Raw genomic sequence first — 14,491 nt, 5'->3', positions numbered from 1 at the left:
CGTCGCCCGTAGGACGTGGCCACGCCCAGGACCTTCGAGGCGCCCCGTCCTCGCTGGTCAACGGCGATTTTAACCACCTTTCGACGCTCGACCCGCCGGGATAAGTGAGAGTTCTCTCCAACCGGGCCCCGGCGGGTACCGCTCAAACATTCGAAGAACCTTCCCCGAACCCGCGCGTGATCACCGCCGAACACGGCCGGATCACTGCCGGATCACCGTCGGATCGCGGCTGGACCGCAGTCGGCTCGCTGTCGGATCACCGTCGGGTCGGCGCGCGGTGAGCGTGCGCTCAGCGCCGGGTACGGGCCTCCGCCATCCGCTGCTCGGCGATCCGGTCGGCCGCGGCGGCCGGCGGAATACCGTCCTCCTTCGCACGTGCGAATATGGCCAGCGTGGTGTCGTAGATCTTCGCGGCCTTCGCCCTGCACCGGTCGAAGTCGAAACCGTGCAGCTCGTCGGCGACCTGGATGACACCGCCGGCGTTCACCACGTAGTCCGGCGCGTAGAGGATCCCGCGGTCGGCGAGGTCCTTCTCCACACCCGGGTGGGCGAGCTGGTTGTTGGCCGCGCCGCACACCACCTTGGCGGTCAGCACCGGCACGGTGTCGTCGTTCAGCGCGCCGCCGAGCGCGCAGGGCGCGTAGATGTCCAGGTTCTCGACCCGGATCAGCGCGTCGGTGTCGGCGACGGCGATCACCGACGGGTGCCGCTCGGTGATGGACCGCACGACGTCCTTGCGCACGTCCGTGATGACGACGTGCGCGCCCTCGGCGAGCAGGGGCTCGACCAGGTGGTGGCCGACCTTGCCGACGCCCGCGATGCCGACGGTGCGGTCGCGCAGCGTCGGGTCGCCCCACAGGTGCTGGGCGGCGGCCCGCATGCCCTGGTAGACGCCGAAGGAGGTGAGCACGGAGGAGTCGCCCGCCCCGCCGTTCTCGGGGGAGCGGCCGGTCGTCCAGCGGCACTCGCGCGCCACGACGTCCATGTCGGCGACGTAGGTGCCGACGTCGCAGGCGGTGACGTACCGGCCGCCGAGCGAGGCGACGAACCGGCCGTAGGCGAGGAGCAGCTCCTCGCTCTTGATCTGCTCCGGATCACCGATGATCACGGCCTTGCCGCCGCCGTGCTCGAGGCCGGCCATGGCGTTCTTGTACGACATCCCGCGCGCGAGGTTCAGCGCGTCGGCGACGGCCTCCGCCTCGCTCGCGTACGGGTAGAAGCGCGTACCGCCGAGCGCGGGGCCCAGGTCGGTGGAGTGGATGGCGATGACGGCCTTGAGGCCGCTGGCACGGTCCTGGCAGAGCACGACTTGCTCATGTCCCCCCTGGTCCGAGTGGAACAGGGTGTGCAGTACATCAGCAGGTGCGCCGGTTACGTCGGTCACGGTGGTGACTCCTGTGTAGGTGCGGCGGGTGGTGACGGTCCCCGTGGGTCCCCCCGCTTTTGGCGGAATGGGGCGGCGGGGACTTTGGCATGAGATTAGAGCCTGGGGGCGCCCGTCCGCCGCACAGTGCTCAGGATCACCTCCGCACGGAGTACGGAGGTGCGACGATTCGCAGGGTTCCCGCGCGCCCGTGATCCGCTCCCGCGGGTTTTCGCGGCGGCGTGCGGGGGAGGGAGCAGGCGTGCCCAAGGTGTCCTCGGTGATCGTCCCGTACGCGGCGTACCTGCGTGTGTACGAGCCGCTGGCGGCCTTCCCGGAGGAGGAGCGGGGCCACTGGACCCGCTACGCCCACCGCACCGACCTGCCCTCCTACCAGGACGAACTCCGCCGCTCCCTGACCGATCTGCTGCCCACCCCGCCCGTGGCGGTGCCGGTGCACGAGAGCGCCGACGCCTTCGTGGCCGAGGTCGACGGCGTGGTCTGCGTCTGCCCCTGGCGGACCCGGCTGCGCGGCTGGCAGGCCCTGGGGGAACTGGCCGAGGACTTCCCGGAACCGGTGCTGGACGCCCTGCTCCCGCCGGTCGTACGCCGCCAGACCGCCCAGGACTACGAGCGCTGGCTGGAGCGCAACCCCGACGCCCGCCCCTGGATCCGCACCGCGACCTGGCAGGTCCCGATCAACTGGTTCGTGCTGGTCTCCGACGCGGAGCGGGAGTACGACAAGGGCGGGGACGGCGAAGAGGCGGCCGCGCCGGTGCTGCGCTACCGGACCCCGATGGCGCAGGCCCGCCGGAGGGTGGCCCGGGGCCTGCGGGCCCTGAAGGAGGCCATGGACGAGGGGCCGCTCATCGACGGCCTGGTGGACGTCGGGCGCTGGCTGGAGGAGTTCCACCCGCGCTCGCTGGTGGAACTCGACTACGGCGGACTCGTGCACGCCCTGCCGGCCGGCGAGTTGGAGGACGACCACTCCGCGGCCGACGTGGCCGAGGGCATCGACGCGCTGCGCCGCGGCGACGGGGTGACGGCGGGGGCCGCGTACGGGCGGCTCGTGGAGCGCTGGCGGGCGGTGCGGGACCGGCGGTCGGCGAACTGACGTTTGACGTACCGCCCGATGTGGGGTTTCGTCTTCCGATCCGACACCCGCCCGGTGTGGGCTGATGTTTTGTCAACAAGGGACGTAGGTCCCGATCCGGGCGTAAGCGTCAAGCGTGACGGACTGCACGTACAGCACTCTTGCGCCGCTTCCCCCTCCTCGTGCCAAAATAGGACAAGGGGCCCGGGGAGGGCTCCTTCCGTCCTGCTGTGGTGCACTGTGGGTGGAATCTCAGCATTGCACGCTTTGGGGGGTCTGGTGACTCCTGCACGCCACTGTGACTGATCGTCACAGTGGCGTGACTGTCCGCTATGGCATGGTCCATCGGCTTCCGTCGCTGATGAACACCTGGGAGGGCAATTCCATCGGTTTGGCCGACGCGGCTGGACAGATGGTGTAGTTGTAGTGCCGAGGACAAGCCGTTCGTCCTATAACCGACTCGACTCGCGTCCGCCATTTCGGGCAACGCGGGTCAAGGTGCAGAATTTAGAGGAAAGAACCGAGAAGGTTCGGTTCTCCCGAGGAGGCCGCTCATGACCGCTCGCACCCCTGATGCCGAGCCGCTGCTGACCCCGGCTGAGGTCGCCACCATGTTCCGCGTCGACCCGAAGACGGTCACGCGCTGGGCGAAGGCCGGCAAGCTCACGTCGATCCGCACGCTCGGCGGGCATCGCCGCTACCGCGAAGCCGAGGTCCGCGCTCTGCTCGCGGGCATTCCGCAGCAGCGCAGCGAGGCCTGAACAACTGAATAACCGGGCAAAACGGCGGATCCCCCAATCTGCCCAGCTGCTCGGAACCACAGCTTCAAGCGGCGCCGTTCCTGCCCCAACAGGGGTGCGTCGTGGATCGCGCTGGACTCCGCCGGGTCCAGCGCGATCTTTTTTGTGTCAGGTCCCGTGTCCGGCCCGTGTCCGATCCTGTGTCCGGCCGGTGGGCTGCGGGCGGGTCCTGTGAGCGGCCTTGTCGGAGTCTGGGGAGGGCTGTCGGATCCGCTGTGTGCGCACTGCGGAGGGCAGTGCAATTGCACATATTAAATTGACCAGTTGTAGGGGAGTCGTAAGTGCCACCGTTTCAAAATCTCATACAGTGACACCCGTCACATGGCGCGACGCTTGTTGGCGTCGGCACATCTGCGCTAGAGGAGGCGCGGGCTCCAGTAGGTCGGCGTGGCAAGGGTGTTGGGGCCGGCGGCCTTCACGTGGTGGACGTGCTCCCCTCTCCGGCGGCCTCCTGACGGCCCGTAGGGGACTGTGTGGCGGGCGAGTCCAGCGCCAGTCGCAGCAGCCGGTGGCAGATCGGGCAGTGGCGCGTCAGATGGCCGTACGACGACGCGGCCGACAGGTGCGCGCGGAGTAGGGCCCGCGTCTCGTGCCTGACCGATGCCGCCATACGCCACCTCCAGGGGCCACACGGAGAACGTGCCCTGTCTTTGGAGTACCGAGTGAATGTGACGCCGTCAAGGCCGTCAGAGGGCCGCTGAGCGCTTTTCGGGGGGAGGAGGTGCGCCCGGGGTGGGAGAGGCGCGTGAGCGGAGGTCCGTGCCGATGGATGGGCGGACGTCCTCGCCGCGGTCCTGACGGGGCGGGCCGTACCCGGTGGCGGGTGCCTCGGGGGAAGGCGAGGGACAAGGAGAAGGCCCGCATCGATGAGATGCGGGCCTTCTCCGCTGCGGTCCTGACGGGATTTGAACCCGCGGCCTCCACCTTGACAGGGTGGCGAGCACTCCAAACTGCTCCACAGGACCAGGTTTTGCCGCGCTTTTCTGCGTTGCGCTGCGAGAAGAGACTCTACAGGAGGGCGAGCCCCCGGGTCGAACTCACCCTCCGTGCGGGTCCCGTTACGGCGCGAGCGCGTCGATCGCCTTCACGATCCGCTTGTCGGAGACGGGGTACGCCGTGCCCAGCGCGTGCGCGAAGTAGCTGACCCGGAGCTCCTCGATCATCCAGCGGACGTCCAGGACCTGCTGCGGGACCGGCCGGCCCTGGGGCATCTGCTCCAGCAGCCACGCGTATTCGTCCCGCATCTCGTGGACCTTCTCCATCCGGGACGTGTCCCGCTGGACGCCGGTCGGCATCTGCTGCAGCCGACGGTCGGCGGCGACCAGGTAGCGCATCAGGTCCGGCAGCCGTCCGATCCCCGCCTCCGTGACGAATCCGGGCTTCACCAGCGCGTCCAACTGCCCCCGCACGTCCTGCAGGTTCGCCAGCAGCGCGGGGCTCCGCACGGCCTTCAGGCGGCGTTCGCAGGCCTGCCAGGCGGCCAGGACCTGCTGCACCTGGCCCACGGTGCGGACGGTCGTGTCGACGATCTCCGCGCGGACCTTGTCGTAGAGCTTCCGGTACGACTCCTCGTCCCACGCCGGCCCGCCGAAGTCCGCGATCAGCCGGTCCGCCGCCGCCGTCGCGCAGTCGTCGAACAGGGCCTGGATCGTCCCGTGCGGATTCGCCGACAGGCCCAGCTTCTGCTGGTTGGTCAGCTTCTCGGACGCGAACTTCGCCGGATTGACCGGGATGTTGCGCAGGATCAGCCGGCGCGTGCCCTTCCACATCGCCTGCGCCTGCTCGGCCTCGGTGTCGAAGAGGCGTACGGAAACCGTGTCGCCGTCGTCGACCAGCGCCGGATACGCCTTCACCGGCTGACCGGCCCGGCGCGTCTCGAAGACCCGGGACAGCGTGCCGATCGTCCAGTCCGTCAGCCCGGCACGCTCCAGGGACTCGCCGCCGCTGCGCTCGGCGGTGGCCGCCGCGGCCTGGGAGAGGGCCTTGCGCGCCTTCGGCTTCAGCCGGAGCTTCAGGGCCTCCAGGTCCTTGTCCTCGGCCAGCTTGCGGCGCCGCTCGTCGACGATCCGGAAAGTGATCTTCAGATGGTCGGGCACCTTGGCCCAGTCGAAGTCCTCGGCGTCGAACGGCACCCCCACCATGCGCTTCAGCTCCCGCGCCATGGTCACCGTCAACGGCTCCTGAAGGGGCACGGCCCGCTCCAGGAACGCCTGCGCGTAGTTCGGGGCCGGTACGTAGTGGCGGCGGATCGGCTTGGGAAGGGAACGGATCAGCTCCGTGACGACCTGCTCCCGCAGTCCCGGGATCTGCCAGTCGAAGCCCTCGCCGCTGACCTGGTTGAGCACGTGGAGCGGAACGTGGACGGTCACACCGTCGGCGTCCGCGCCCGGCTCGAACTGGTAGGTCACGCGGAACTTCAGCGGCCCCTGACGCCAGGAGTCCGGGTAGTCGTCCTTGGTGACCGCCCCCGCCTTCTCGTTGATGAGCATCTCGCGCTCGAAGTCGAGGAAGTCCGGCTGCTCGTGCCGCTTGTGCTTCCACCACGAGTCGAAGTGCGCACCCGAGACGACGTGTTCGGGTACCCGCTGGTCGTAGAAGTCGAACAGCGTCTCGTCGTCGACCAGGATGTCCCGGCGCCGCGCGCGGTGCTCCAGCTCCTCGACCTCGGTCAGCAGCCGGCGGTTGTCGGCGAAGAACTTGTGGTGCGTACGCCAGTCGCCCTCGACCAGGGCGTTGCGGATGAAAAGCTCGCGGCTGGCCTCGGGATCGATCCGTCCGTAGTTCACCTTGCGCTGGGCCACGATCGGTACGCCGTACAGCGTGACCTTCTCGTAGGCCATCACGGCCGCCTGGTCCTTCTCCCAGTGCGGCTCGCTGTACGTGCGCTTGAGGAGGTGTCCGGCGAGCGGCTCCACCCACTCCGGCTCGATCTTCGCGTTGACACGGGCCCAGAGGCGGGAGGTCTCCACCAGCTCGGCGGACATCACGAAACGCGGGGGCTTCTTGAAGAGCGCCGAACCCGGGAAGATCGCGAACTTGGCGCTGCGGGCGCCCAGGTACTCGTTCTTCGCACCCTCCTTCACGTCCTTCATGCCGACGTGGGAGAGCAGTCCCGCCAGCAGCGACACGTGCACACGGTCGTCCGGCGCGGCGTTGTCGTCGTCGTTGAGATGGAGGCCCATCTGCTTGGCGACCGTGCGCAGCTGCGTGTAGATGTCCTGCCACTCGCGGATCCGCAGGAAGTTGAGGTACTCCTGCTTGCACATCCGGCGGAAGGACGACGAGCCCCGTTCCTTCTGCTGCTCCCGGACGTACCGCCAGAGGTTCAGGAATGCCAGGAAGTCGCTGGTCTCGTCCTTGAAACGGGCGTGCTGCTGGTCGGCCTGCGCCTGCTTCTCGGCCGGGCGCTCCCGCGGGTCCTGGATCGACAGCGCCGCCGCGATGACCATGACCTCGCGGACGCAGCCGTTCTTGTCGGCCTCCAGCACCATCCGGGCCAGCCGCGGGTCCACGGGCAGCTGGGCCAGCTTCCGCCCGGTGTCCGTGAGCCGTTTCCGTACGTCCTTCTGCGCGGGGTCGAGCGCGCCCAGCTCCTGGAGGAGCTGCACACCGTCACGGATGTTGCGGTGGTCCGGCGGGTCGATGAAGGGGAACTTCTCGATGTCGCCGAGGCCGGCCGCGGTCATCTGCAGGATGACGGAGGCGAGGTTGGTGCGGAGGATCTCCGCGTCCGTGAACTCCGGGCGGGCGTCGAAGTCGTCCTCGGAGTACAGCCGGATGCAGATGCCGTCGCTGGTCCGCCCGCAACGGCCCTTGCGCTGGTTGGCGCTGGCCTGCGAGATCGGTTCGATCGGCAGCCGCTGCACCTTGGTGCGGTGGCTGTACCGGGAGATCCGGGCGAAGCCGGGGTCGATGACGTACTTGATGCCCGGGACGGTGAGGGAGGTCTCGGCGACGTTGGTCGCCAGCACGATCCTCCGTCCGGTGTGCTGCTGGAAGACGCGGTGCTGCTCGGCGTGCGAAAGCCGCGCGTACAGCGGCAGTACCTCGGTGAATCTGTACTTCTTCTTCTCCAGCGCGTCCGCGGTGTCCCGGATCTCCCGCTCACCGGAGAGGAAGACGAGGATGTCGCCCTTGCCCTCTCCCATCAGCTCCTCGACGGCGTCGGTGATCGCGGTGATCTGGTCCCGGTCGGCGTCGTCACCGTCTTCTTCGAGGAGCGGCCGGTAGCGCACCTCCACGGGATACGTCCGCCCGCTGACCTCGATGATCGGGGCGTCGCCGAAGTGCCGGGAGAAACGCTCGGGGTCGATGGTCGCCGAGGTGATGACGACCTTGAGGTCCGGCCGCTTCGGCAGCAGCTGGGCGAGGTAGCCCAGCAGGAAGTCGATGTTGAGGGACCGCTCGTGGGCCTCGTCGATGATGATCGTGTCGTAGGCGCGCAGCTCGCGGTCGGTCTGGATCTCGGCGAGCAGGATGCCGTCCGTCATCAGCTTGATGAAGGTGGCGTCCGGGTTCACCTGGTCGGTGAACCGCACCTTCCAGCCGACGGCCTCACCGAGCGGGGTGTCCAGCTCGTCCGCCACCCGCTCGGCGACGGTACGCGCGGCGATCCTTCGCGGCTGGGTGTGCCCGATCATGCCGCGCACACCGCGGCCCAGCTCGACACAGATCTTCGGGATCTGGGTGGTCTTCCCGGACCCCGTCTCACCGGCGACGATGACGACCTGGTGATCACGGATGGCCTCCGCGATCACGTCCTTCTTCTGGCTGACGGGCAGTTGCTCGGGATAGCTGACGGCGGGCACGCGGGCCCGGCGCTCACCGATGCGCTGCTCGGCCTTGGCCACCTCCGCCTCGATCTCGGCGAGAACGGCGGCGCGGGCCTCCGGCTTACGGATCTTCCGCGCACCCTCGAGCCTCCGACCGAGCCGGTGCGAGTCGCGCAGGGACAGCTCGGTCAGCCGGGGTGCGAGGGCGCCGAGGGCGGGGGCGGGGTGCGTAGACATACGGATTCCAGGATCTCATCCCCGCCAATTTCGTGGCGAACGATTTCCGTCCGGTCGAGCCGGCCGTCCCTCGCGCAACACAAAACCCCCGTCGATGATCTCGACGGGGGTCGCATGTGGCTGGGGCCGGGGTCGAACCGGCGACCTATCGCTTTTCAGGCGATCGCTCGTACCAACTGAGCTACCCAGCCGCGAGGTTTCACGTGAAACCTCAGCGGTCCTGACGGGATTTGAACCCGCGGCCTCCACCTTGACAGGGTGGCGAGCACTCCAAACTGCTCCACAGGACCAAGCTCGTGTACGACAGTGTCGCACACCGTACTGCGTGCCCCCAACGGGATTCGAACCCGTGCTACCGCCTTGAAAGGGCGGCGTCCTAGGCCGCTAGACGATGAGGGCTATCGGCCCGCCTGGGCGCTTCTCAGCGCGTCGGGGACGTGAGAAGCATATGGGATGGCGAGAGGTATCGCCAAAACGGTTTACGGCGGGCTGGGGGACGGGCTGGTCGAAGCGGCACCGGTGGGGCCCCTGCCGGTGGGTCCCGGGCCGGCGGGGGAGCGGCCCGTGCCGGTGGGGGACGGGCCGGCGGGGGAGCGGCCCGTGCCGGTGGGGGACGGGCCGGTGCCCGTCGGGGAGGGGGTCGCGCCGGGCTGGTTCTCCTTGGGCAGGTGGCGGCTGACCTCCGCCGTCGACAGGCCCAGGCCGCCGAGCTTGATCTCGTCCCAGGCCTGGAGGCGCCGGCTGTCCCGGTCGAAGTAGAGGATCGACGCCTGGATCGGGTCGGGGTACTCGCCCTCGACCGCGCGCAGGCCGCTGCCGCCGGTGGAGCCCTCGATGCGCAGGCGGGTGCCGTACTTCATGACCTCCATGTCCTCGCGGTGGACGTGACCGGCGAGCACCAGCGGCACCTCGCCGTCCACCTCGCGGGCCGCCGACGGCTCGTGGGCGACGGCGACGTCCACGGGGGTACCGGCCGCGCGCTGGTCGCGCAGGGCGGAGGCCAGCCGGGCGCCGGCGAGTTCCTGGGAGGCCTCGGCGCCCTCCGGCCTGGAGCGGTCGGGGGTGAACTGCGGGTCGCCGATGCCGGCGAAGCGCAGGCCGGCGACGGTCCGGGCCCGGCCGTCGTCCAGGACGTGCACGTTCTTCAGGCCCTTCAGGTACTCCTGGGTGACGCGGGAGTCGTGGTTGCCGCGGACCCAGACGTACGGGGCGCCGAGGTCCTCGATGGGGTCGAGGAAGCCGTTCTCCGCCGCGGTGCCGTGGTCCATCGTGTCGCCGGAGTCGACGATCACGTTGACCTTGTACTGCTCCACCAGCGAGGCGATGATCTTCCAGCTCGCCGGGTTCAGGTGGATGTCGGACACGTGCAGGACGCGGAGCGTGGTCGGGTCGGGCTGGTAGGCGGGGAGCGTGGAGGTGGCGTCGTAGAGCTTGGTCACGTTCGTGACCAGGCGGGCCAGCTCCTTCTGGTAGACGTCGAACTCCGTGACGATGCTGCGCGCGTCGCCGACGAGGGAGGGCGCGGAGGAGAGCAGTCCGGAGAACCTCGGTTCGAGCACGGAGTCGGGGTTCCAGGTCGCGTACGCGGTGCCGCCGGAGGCGACCAGGAGGGTGAGGGCGAGGCCGCCGGCCGCGAGGGCGGGCCGGGGGCGTCGGTAGACGGCGAGGCCGAGGGCGGTGGCGCCGGTGACGACGGCGACGCAGGAGCGGACGGCGAGGTCGAGGGTGCCGCGTCCGACGTCCTGCGCGACCTCGTCCTGGAGGCCGGAGAGGCGTTCGGGGTGATCGACGAGGGCCTGGGCGCGGCCGGGGTCGAGCTGGTCGACGTTGACGTCGAGGCGGACCGGGGCGACGTGGCTGTCGAGCTGGAGGGCGCCCAGCGGCGAGACGTTGATCTTCGTGCCGCCCGCGACGGACGGGCGCAGGGTCATCGTCGTGTTCATGGGGCCGACCGGGACGCGGACGTCGCCCACGACCAGCAGGCCCAGCCAGGCGCCGAGCAGGACGACGGCGACGAGACCGGCGGCGCGGGTCCAGGGGCGCGGGCGGGGGGTGAGGCCGGCCGCCGTGGACGCCCGGCGGGCGGGGCGGCGGCGGGTGAGGGCGTGTGAGGCGTTGCGAAGGGGGCGGATGGGGTTCATCACCTCGGCCAGGGCGTGCAGGGCTGCGGCGGGGACGCGGGCCATTGGTCCCGTATGCCCAAGGCCCGGGGCGGGTATGCGGGCGGCGGCCTCCGGCTGCCGGACGGTGGTGGTGACGCGGCGTGAAGCGCGAGGGGGCGCCTGCGGAACGGCTGTGTCGTACTCCACGGTCGTACCCGACAATGGGCCTGTGCTGGAGATGACGCGCGAGGAGTTCGAGGAACTGGTCGCCGAGGCCCTGGACCGGATCCCGCCGGAACTGACGCGGCTGATGGACAACGTCGCGGTGTTCGTCGAGGACGAACCGCCGGCCGACGATCCCGAGCTGCTCGGGCTGTACGAGGGGACGCCGCTGACGGAGCGCGGGGAGTGGTACGCGGGTGTGCTGCCGGACCGGATCACCATCTACCGGGGGCCGACGCTGCGGTTCTGCGAGTCGCGCGAGGACGTCGTCGCGGAGACCGAGGTGACGGTGGTCCACGAGATCGCGCACCACTTCGGGATCGACGACGAGCGGCTGCACGCCCTGGGGTACGGGTGAGCCTCTCGGGGTAGGCCTTCCCGAGTGCGCCTTCCGGGTGGGCCTTCCGGGGACGGGTGAGCCCCTTGGGTGCGCTTACCTGTGCGGGTGAGCCGCTTGGGCGCGCTTCTCGGGTGCGGGGGATGCCTCCGGGCGCGGGTGACGCGCTCGGGCGCGGGTGACTCCTCCGGGTACGGGTGACTCCTCCGGGTACGGGTGACGCGCTCGGGTCAAGGTCCGCGGCGCGCGGCGCGTGTCCTCTTGTGGGTGAAGAGAGTTGGGCACGGTGACTCCTTGACCCCCGGAGGTGGCCGCCCGTGCGCCCCTTGTACGTACCCGTCCGTCTGGCCGTCACGGCCGTGGCCGTCGCCGCCGCCGCCGGCTGCATGAGCGTCGGCGACGACGTGTCCGATGGGGGCGTCAGGCCGTCGCACTCCGCCGGTGAACGGGACGGCGAGGTGTCCGGGGGTGGCCCCGAGGTGTCGGGCGGCACCGCCGGGCACGGCGCGGCGGCGGCCGACGAGGGGCGCGGGCGGGGGAAGGGGGAGAAGGGCAAGGGCGACGGCAAGGGCAAGGACAAGGACAAGGGCCGGAACAAGGGCGAGGGCGGCAAGGGCAAGGACGCCTCGCCCTCGGCCCCGGCGCCCGTACACCCGGCCGGGCCCCCGCCGGGGAAGGGCGGGGACGACGAACCGGCCCCCACCGCTCCGCCGCCCGCGGAGCCCACCCGGACGGTCGAGCCGCAGCCGACACCGACCGCCGAGCCGCCCGCTTCCCCGACGCCGGAGCCGACGGTGGCGGAGCCCTCCTCGTCGGCGCACGAGCCTCCGGGGACCCAGCTGGCGCAGCGGGAGCCGGCCCCCGAGGCGGGGGCACCGGTGTAGGGCCGCCGGGGCGGTCCGGGGGCCCGGCGGACGCGCGGGTCGGCACCCCCGCTGAGCTGGGCGTGTGCTAACCGGTTTGCCTTCAGAGGTACGGGGTGCGTATGGTAGTAGATCGTCTGATCCCATTTGCCCGGCGCCACCGCAGAGCGCGCCGTGTGGCGCGTACTCTCTCCCTTGCCGTGGTGGACCGCATTGAGGCGGTCGTATTGCGAATCGCGATTCACGGAGTTGACGGGCGCGTGCCGACTGAGAGACTCCGGAAGGTTTCGCATTCGCATGTCCATCATCAGTACTGATCACGTCGTCGTGCCCGAGAACGCCGACACCCCCGACACCCCCGACACCCCCGACATCGCCGAGGCGGTCGAGGAGACCGGGACGGAGGCCGTAGAGGCCGCCGCTCCCGAGGTCACCTTCGCCTCGCTCGGCCTGCCCGAGGGCATCGTGCGCAAGCTCGCGCAGAACGGCGTGACCGCTCCCTTCCCGATCCAGGCCGCGACCATCCCGGACGCCCTGGCCGGCAAGGACATCCTCGGCCGGGGCCGCACCGGCTCCGGCAAGACCCTCTCCTTCGGTCTGCCGACCCTGGCCACGCTGGCCGGCGGCCGCACCGAGAAGCACAAGCCCCGCGCCGTCATCCTGACGCCGACCCGTGAGCTGGCCATGCAGGTCGCGGACGCGCTCCAGCCGTACGGGGACGTCCTCGGGCTGAAGATGAAGGTCGTGTGCGGCGGCACCTCCATGGGCAACCAGATCTACGCCCTGGAGCGCGGCGTCGACGTCCTCGTCGCCACCCCGGGCCGTCTGCGCGACATCATCAAGCGCGGCGCCTGCTCCCTGGAGAACGTGGAGATCGCCGTCCTCGACGAGGCGGACCAGATGTCCGACCTGGGCTTCATGCCCGAGGTCACCGAGCTCCTCGACCAGGTTCCGGCGGGCGGTCAGCGGATGCTGTTCTCCGCGACCATGGAAAACGAGATCAAGACCCTCGTCGACCGGTACCTGAAGGACCCGGTCAGCCACGAGGTCGACGCCGCCCAGGGCGCCGTGACGACCATGTCGCACCACATCCTGGTCGTGAAGCCCAAGGACAAGGCGCCGGTCACCGCGGCCATCGCCTCCCGCAAGGGCCGCACCATCATCTTCGTCCGCACCCAGCTCGGCGCCGACCGCGTCGCCGAGCAGCTGCGCGACGCCGGAGCGAAGGCCGACGCGCTGCACGGCGGCATGACCCAGGGCGCTCGTACGCGCACGCTGGCCGACTTCAAGGACGGGTACGTCAACGTCCTGGTCGCCACCGACGTCGCCGCCCGAGGCATCCACGTCGACGGCATCGACCTGGTCCTGAACGTGGACCCGGCCGGTGACCACAAGGACTACCTGCACCGCGCCGGCCGTACGGCGCGCGCCGGCCGTACCGGCACCGTCGTCTCCCTCTCCCTGCCGCACCAGCGGCGCCAGATCTTCCGTCTGATGGAGGACGCGGGCGTCGACGCCGCGCGCCACATCATCCAGGGCGGCGCGGCCTTCGACCCGGAGGTCGCCGAGATCACCGGCGCCCGGTCGATGACCGAGGTCCAGGCCGAGTCCGCGGGCAACGCGGCGCAGCAGGCCGAGCGCGAGGTCGCCCAGCTCAACAAGGAGCTGGAGCGGGCCCAGCGGCGCGCGACCGAGCTGCGCGAGGAGGCGGACCGGCTGGTCGCCAGGGTCGCGCGGGAGCGAGGCGAGGACCCGGAGACGGTGCTGGCCGAGGTGGCCGCCGCCGCGTCCGAGGCCGACGCCGAGGTCTCGGTGCCCGAGCAGCCGGGCGCGCGGGACGTGGAGAAGACCGAGCGGAGCGGCGGCTACGGCCGCGACCGTTCCTACGACCGTGGTGACCGCGGCGACCGTGGTGGCCGTTCCTTCGAGCGTCGTGACGACCGCCGGGACGACCGTGGTGGCGACCGTGGTGGCTTCCGCCGGGACGACCGTGGTGGCGACCGTGGCGGCTTCCGCCGGGACGACCGTGGCGGTGACCGTGGCGGCTTCCGCCGGGACGACCGTGGTGGCGACCGTGGTGGCCGTTCCTTCGACCGCCGGGACGACCGCGGTGGCGACCGTGGCGGCTTCCGCCGGGACGACCGTGGCGGTGACCGTGGCGGGCGTTCGTTCGAGCGTCGTGACGACCGTGGCGGGCGTTCGTTCGAGCGTCGTGACGACCGTGGTGGCGACCGTGGCGGGCGTTCGTTCGAGCGTCGTGACGACCGCGGTGGCGACCGTGGTGGCCGTTCGTTCGAGCGCCGTGACGACCGCGGCGGCGACCGCGGTGGACACCGGGGCAGCGACCGTCCGTTCAACCGTGACCGCCAGGGCGACCGCCCCGGCAGCGACCGTCCGTTCAACCGTGACCGCCAGGGCGACCGCCCCGGCAGCGACCGTCCGTTCAACCGCGACCGCCAGGGCGACCGCCCCGGCTTCCGCTCCGGCGGCCACGACCGCCCGTACGGCCGTCGGGACGACCACCGCGGTTCCTCCTTCGGCCGCCGTGACGACAAGCCGCGCTGGAAGCGCAACGGCTGACGCCTGAAGACAGGACGTCTGAACGTCTGAACGTCTGAACGCGGGGGGGGGGGGGGGGGGGGGGGGGGGGGGGGGGGGGGGGAGGGGGGGGGGGGGCGGGGGGGGTCTAGCGGTCCCGTCCC

General features: G+C 70.7%; 9 protein-coding genes and 4 tRNA genes. 5 read left to right on the top strand and 8 right to left on the bottom strand.

The window, feature by feature from the left end; translation table 11 throughout:
* Nucleotides 1–289: 289 nt before the first annotated feature.
* Nucleotides 290–1,384 (bottom strand): Leu/Phe/Val dehydrogenase, encoded by a 1,095-nt coding sequence (locus ACZ7G3_RS23030; RefSeq protein ID WP_470927994.1) that lies wholly within the window; start codon nucleotides 1,382–1,384, stop codon nucleotides 290–292.
* A gap of 241 nt (nucleotides 1,385–1,625) precedes the next feature.
* Here ACZ7G3_RS23030 and ACZ7G3_RS23025 point away from each other — a divergent pair, with 241 nt between their 5' ends.
* Together ACZ7G3_RS23025 and bldC are read left to right on the top strand one after the other, a co-directional pair.
* Nucleotides 1,626–2,477 carry a DUF8083 family protein gene (locus ACZ7G3_RS23025; RefSeq protein WP_470927992.1) on the top strand — a complete coding sequence of 284 codons (852 nt, stop codon included), beginning with the start codon at nucleotides 1,626–1,628 and terminating at the stop codon, nucleotides 2,475–2,477.
* A 533-nt stretch (nucleotides 2,478–3,010) separates the two neighbouring features.
* Nucleotides 3,011–3,217 carry a developmental transcriptional regulator BldC gene (gene bldC, locus ACZ7G3_RS23020; RefSeq protein WP_003949541.1) on the top strand — a complete coding sequence of 69 codons (207 nt, stop codon included), beginning with the start codon at nucleotides 3,011–3,013 and terminating at the stop codon, nucleotides 3,215–3,217.
* A 454-nt stretch (nucleotides 3,218–3,671) separates the two neighbouring features.
* On the opposite strand, the gene ACZ7G3_RS23015 is transcribed toward bldC, so the two are convergent.
* From ACZ7G3_RS23015 to ACZ7G3_RS22985, 7 genes are all read right to left on the bottom strand, one after another.
* Nucleotides 3,672–3,866 (bottom strand): DUF6274 family protein, encoded by a 195-nt coding sequence (locus ACZ7G3_RS23015; protein ID WP_426602021.1) that lies wholly within the window; start codon nucleotides 3,864–3,866, stop codon nucleotides 3,672–3,674.
* A gap of 280 nt (nucleotides 3,867–4,146) precedes the next feature.
* Nucleotides 4,147–4,221: transfer RNA gene (locus ACZ7G3_RS23010), tRNA-Asp, on the bottom strand.
* A gap of 93 nt (nucleotides 4,222–4,314) precedes the next feature.
* Nucleotides 4,315–8,265 carry an ATP-dependent RNA helicase HrpA gene (gene hrpA, locus ACZ7G3_RS23005; protein WP_470927990.1) on the bottom strand — a complete coding sequence of 1,317 codons (3,951 nt, stop codon included), beginning with the start codon at nucleotides 8,263–8,265 and terminating at the stop codon, nucleotides 4,315–4,317.
* Between the two features lie 117 nt (nucleotides 8,266–8,382).
* A tRNA-Phe gene (locus tag ACZ7G3_RS23000) sits at nucleotides 8,383–8,456 on the bottom strand.
* Nucleotides 8,457–8,480: 24 nt separating this feature from the next.
* Nucleotides 8,481–8,555 (bottom strand) — tRNA-Asp (locus ACZ7G3_RS22995).
* Nucleotides 8,556–8,591: 36 nt separating this feature from the next.
* Nucleotides 8,592–8,664, bottom strand: a tRNA-Glu gene (locus ACZ7G3_RS22990).
* 80 nt (nucleotides 8,665–8,744) lie between these two features.
* A complete protein-coding gene (locus ACZ7G3_RS22985; RefSeq protein WP_470927988.1) occupies nucleotides 8,745–10,451 on the bottom strand; it encodes a metallophosphoesterase family protein in 1,707 nt (568 codons plus the stop codon).
* A gap of 145 nt (nucleotides 10,452–10,596) precedes the next feature.
* Here ACZ7G3_RS22985 and ACZ7G3_RS22980 point away from each other — a divergent pair, with 145 nt between their 5' ends.
* From ACZ7G3_RS22980 to ACZ7G3_RS22970, 3 genes are all read left to right on the top strand, one after another.
* The gene (locus tag ACZ7G3_RS22980; RefSeq protein WP_426523027.1) at nucleotides 10,597–10,947 is read left to right on the top strand and encodes a metallopeptidase family protein; all 351 of its coding nucleotides are present in this window, start codon (nucleotides 10,597–10,599) and stop codon (nucleotides 10,945–10,947) included.
* A 296-nt stretch (nucleotides 10,948–11,243) separates the two neighbouring features.
* A complete protein-coding gene (locus ACZ7G3_RS22975; protein WP_470927986.1) occupies nucleotides 11,244–11,810 on the top strand; it encodes a hypothetical protein in 567 nt (188 codons plus the stop codon).
* Nucleotides 11,811–12,086: 276 nt separating this feature from the next.
* Nucleotides 12,087–14,369: a DEAD/DEAH box helicase gene (locus tag ACZ7G3_RS22970; protein WP_470927985.1), complete on the top strand. Its 2,283-nt coding sequence runs from the start codon at nucleotides 12,087–12,089 to the stop codon at nucleotides 14,367–14,369.
* Nucleotides 14,370–14,491 lie beyond the last annotated feature (122 nt).

It is taken from the genome of Streptomyces sp. NPDC037271 (assembly GCF_055603605.1).
This window is presented reverse-complemented; position numbering and strand designations above follow the sequence as displayed.

What these genes read in the sequence shown, in the direction of transcription:
- ACZ7G3_RS22985 (WP_470927988.1), bottom strand. Translation starts at nt 10,451, where the DNA reads ATGGCCCGCGTCCCCGCCGCAGCCCTGCACGCCCTGGCCGAGGTGATG.
- ACZ7G3_RS22970 (WP_470927985.1), top strand. Translation starts at nt 12,087, where the DNA reads ATGTCCATCATCAGTACTGATCACGTCGTCGTGCCCGAGAACGCCGAC.
- hrpA (WP_470927990.1), bottom strand. Translation starts at nt 8,265, where the DNA reads ATGTCTACGCACCCCGCCCCCGCCCTCGGCGCCCTCGCACCCCGGCTG.
- ACZ7G3_RS23015 (WP_426602021.1), bottom strand. Translation starts at nt 3,866, where the DNA reads ATGGCGGCATCGGTCAGGCACGAGACGCGGGCCCTACTCCGCGCGCAC.
- bldC (WP_003949541.1), top strand. Translation starts at nt 3,011, where the DNA reads ATGACCGCTCGCACCCCTGATGCCGAGCCGCTGCTGACCCCGGCTGAG.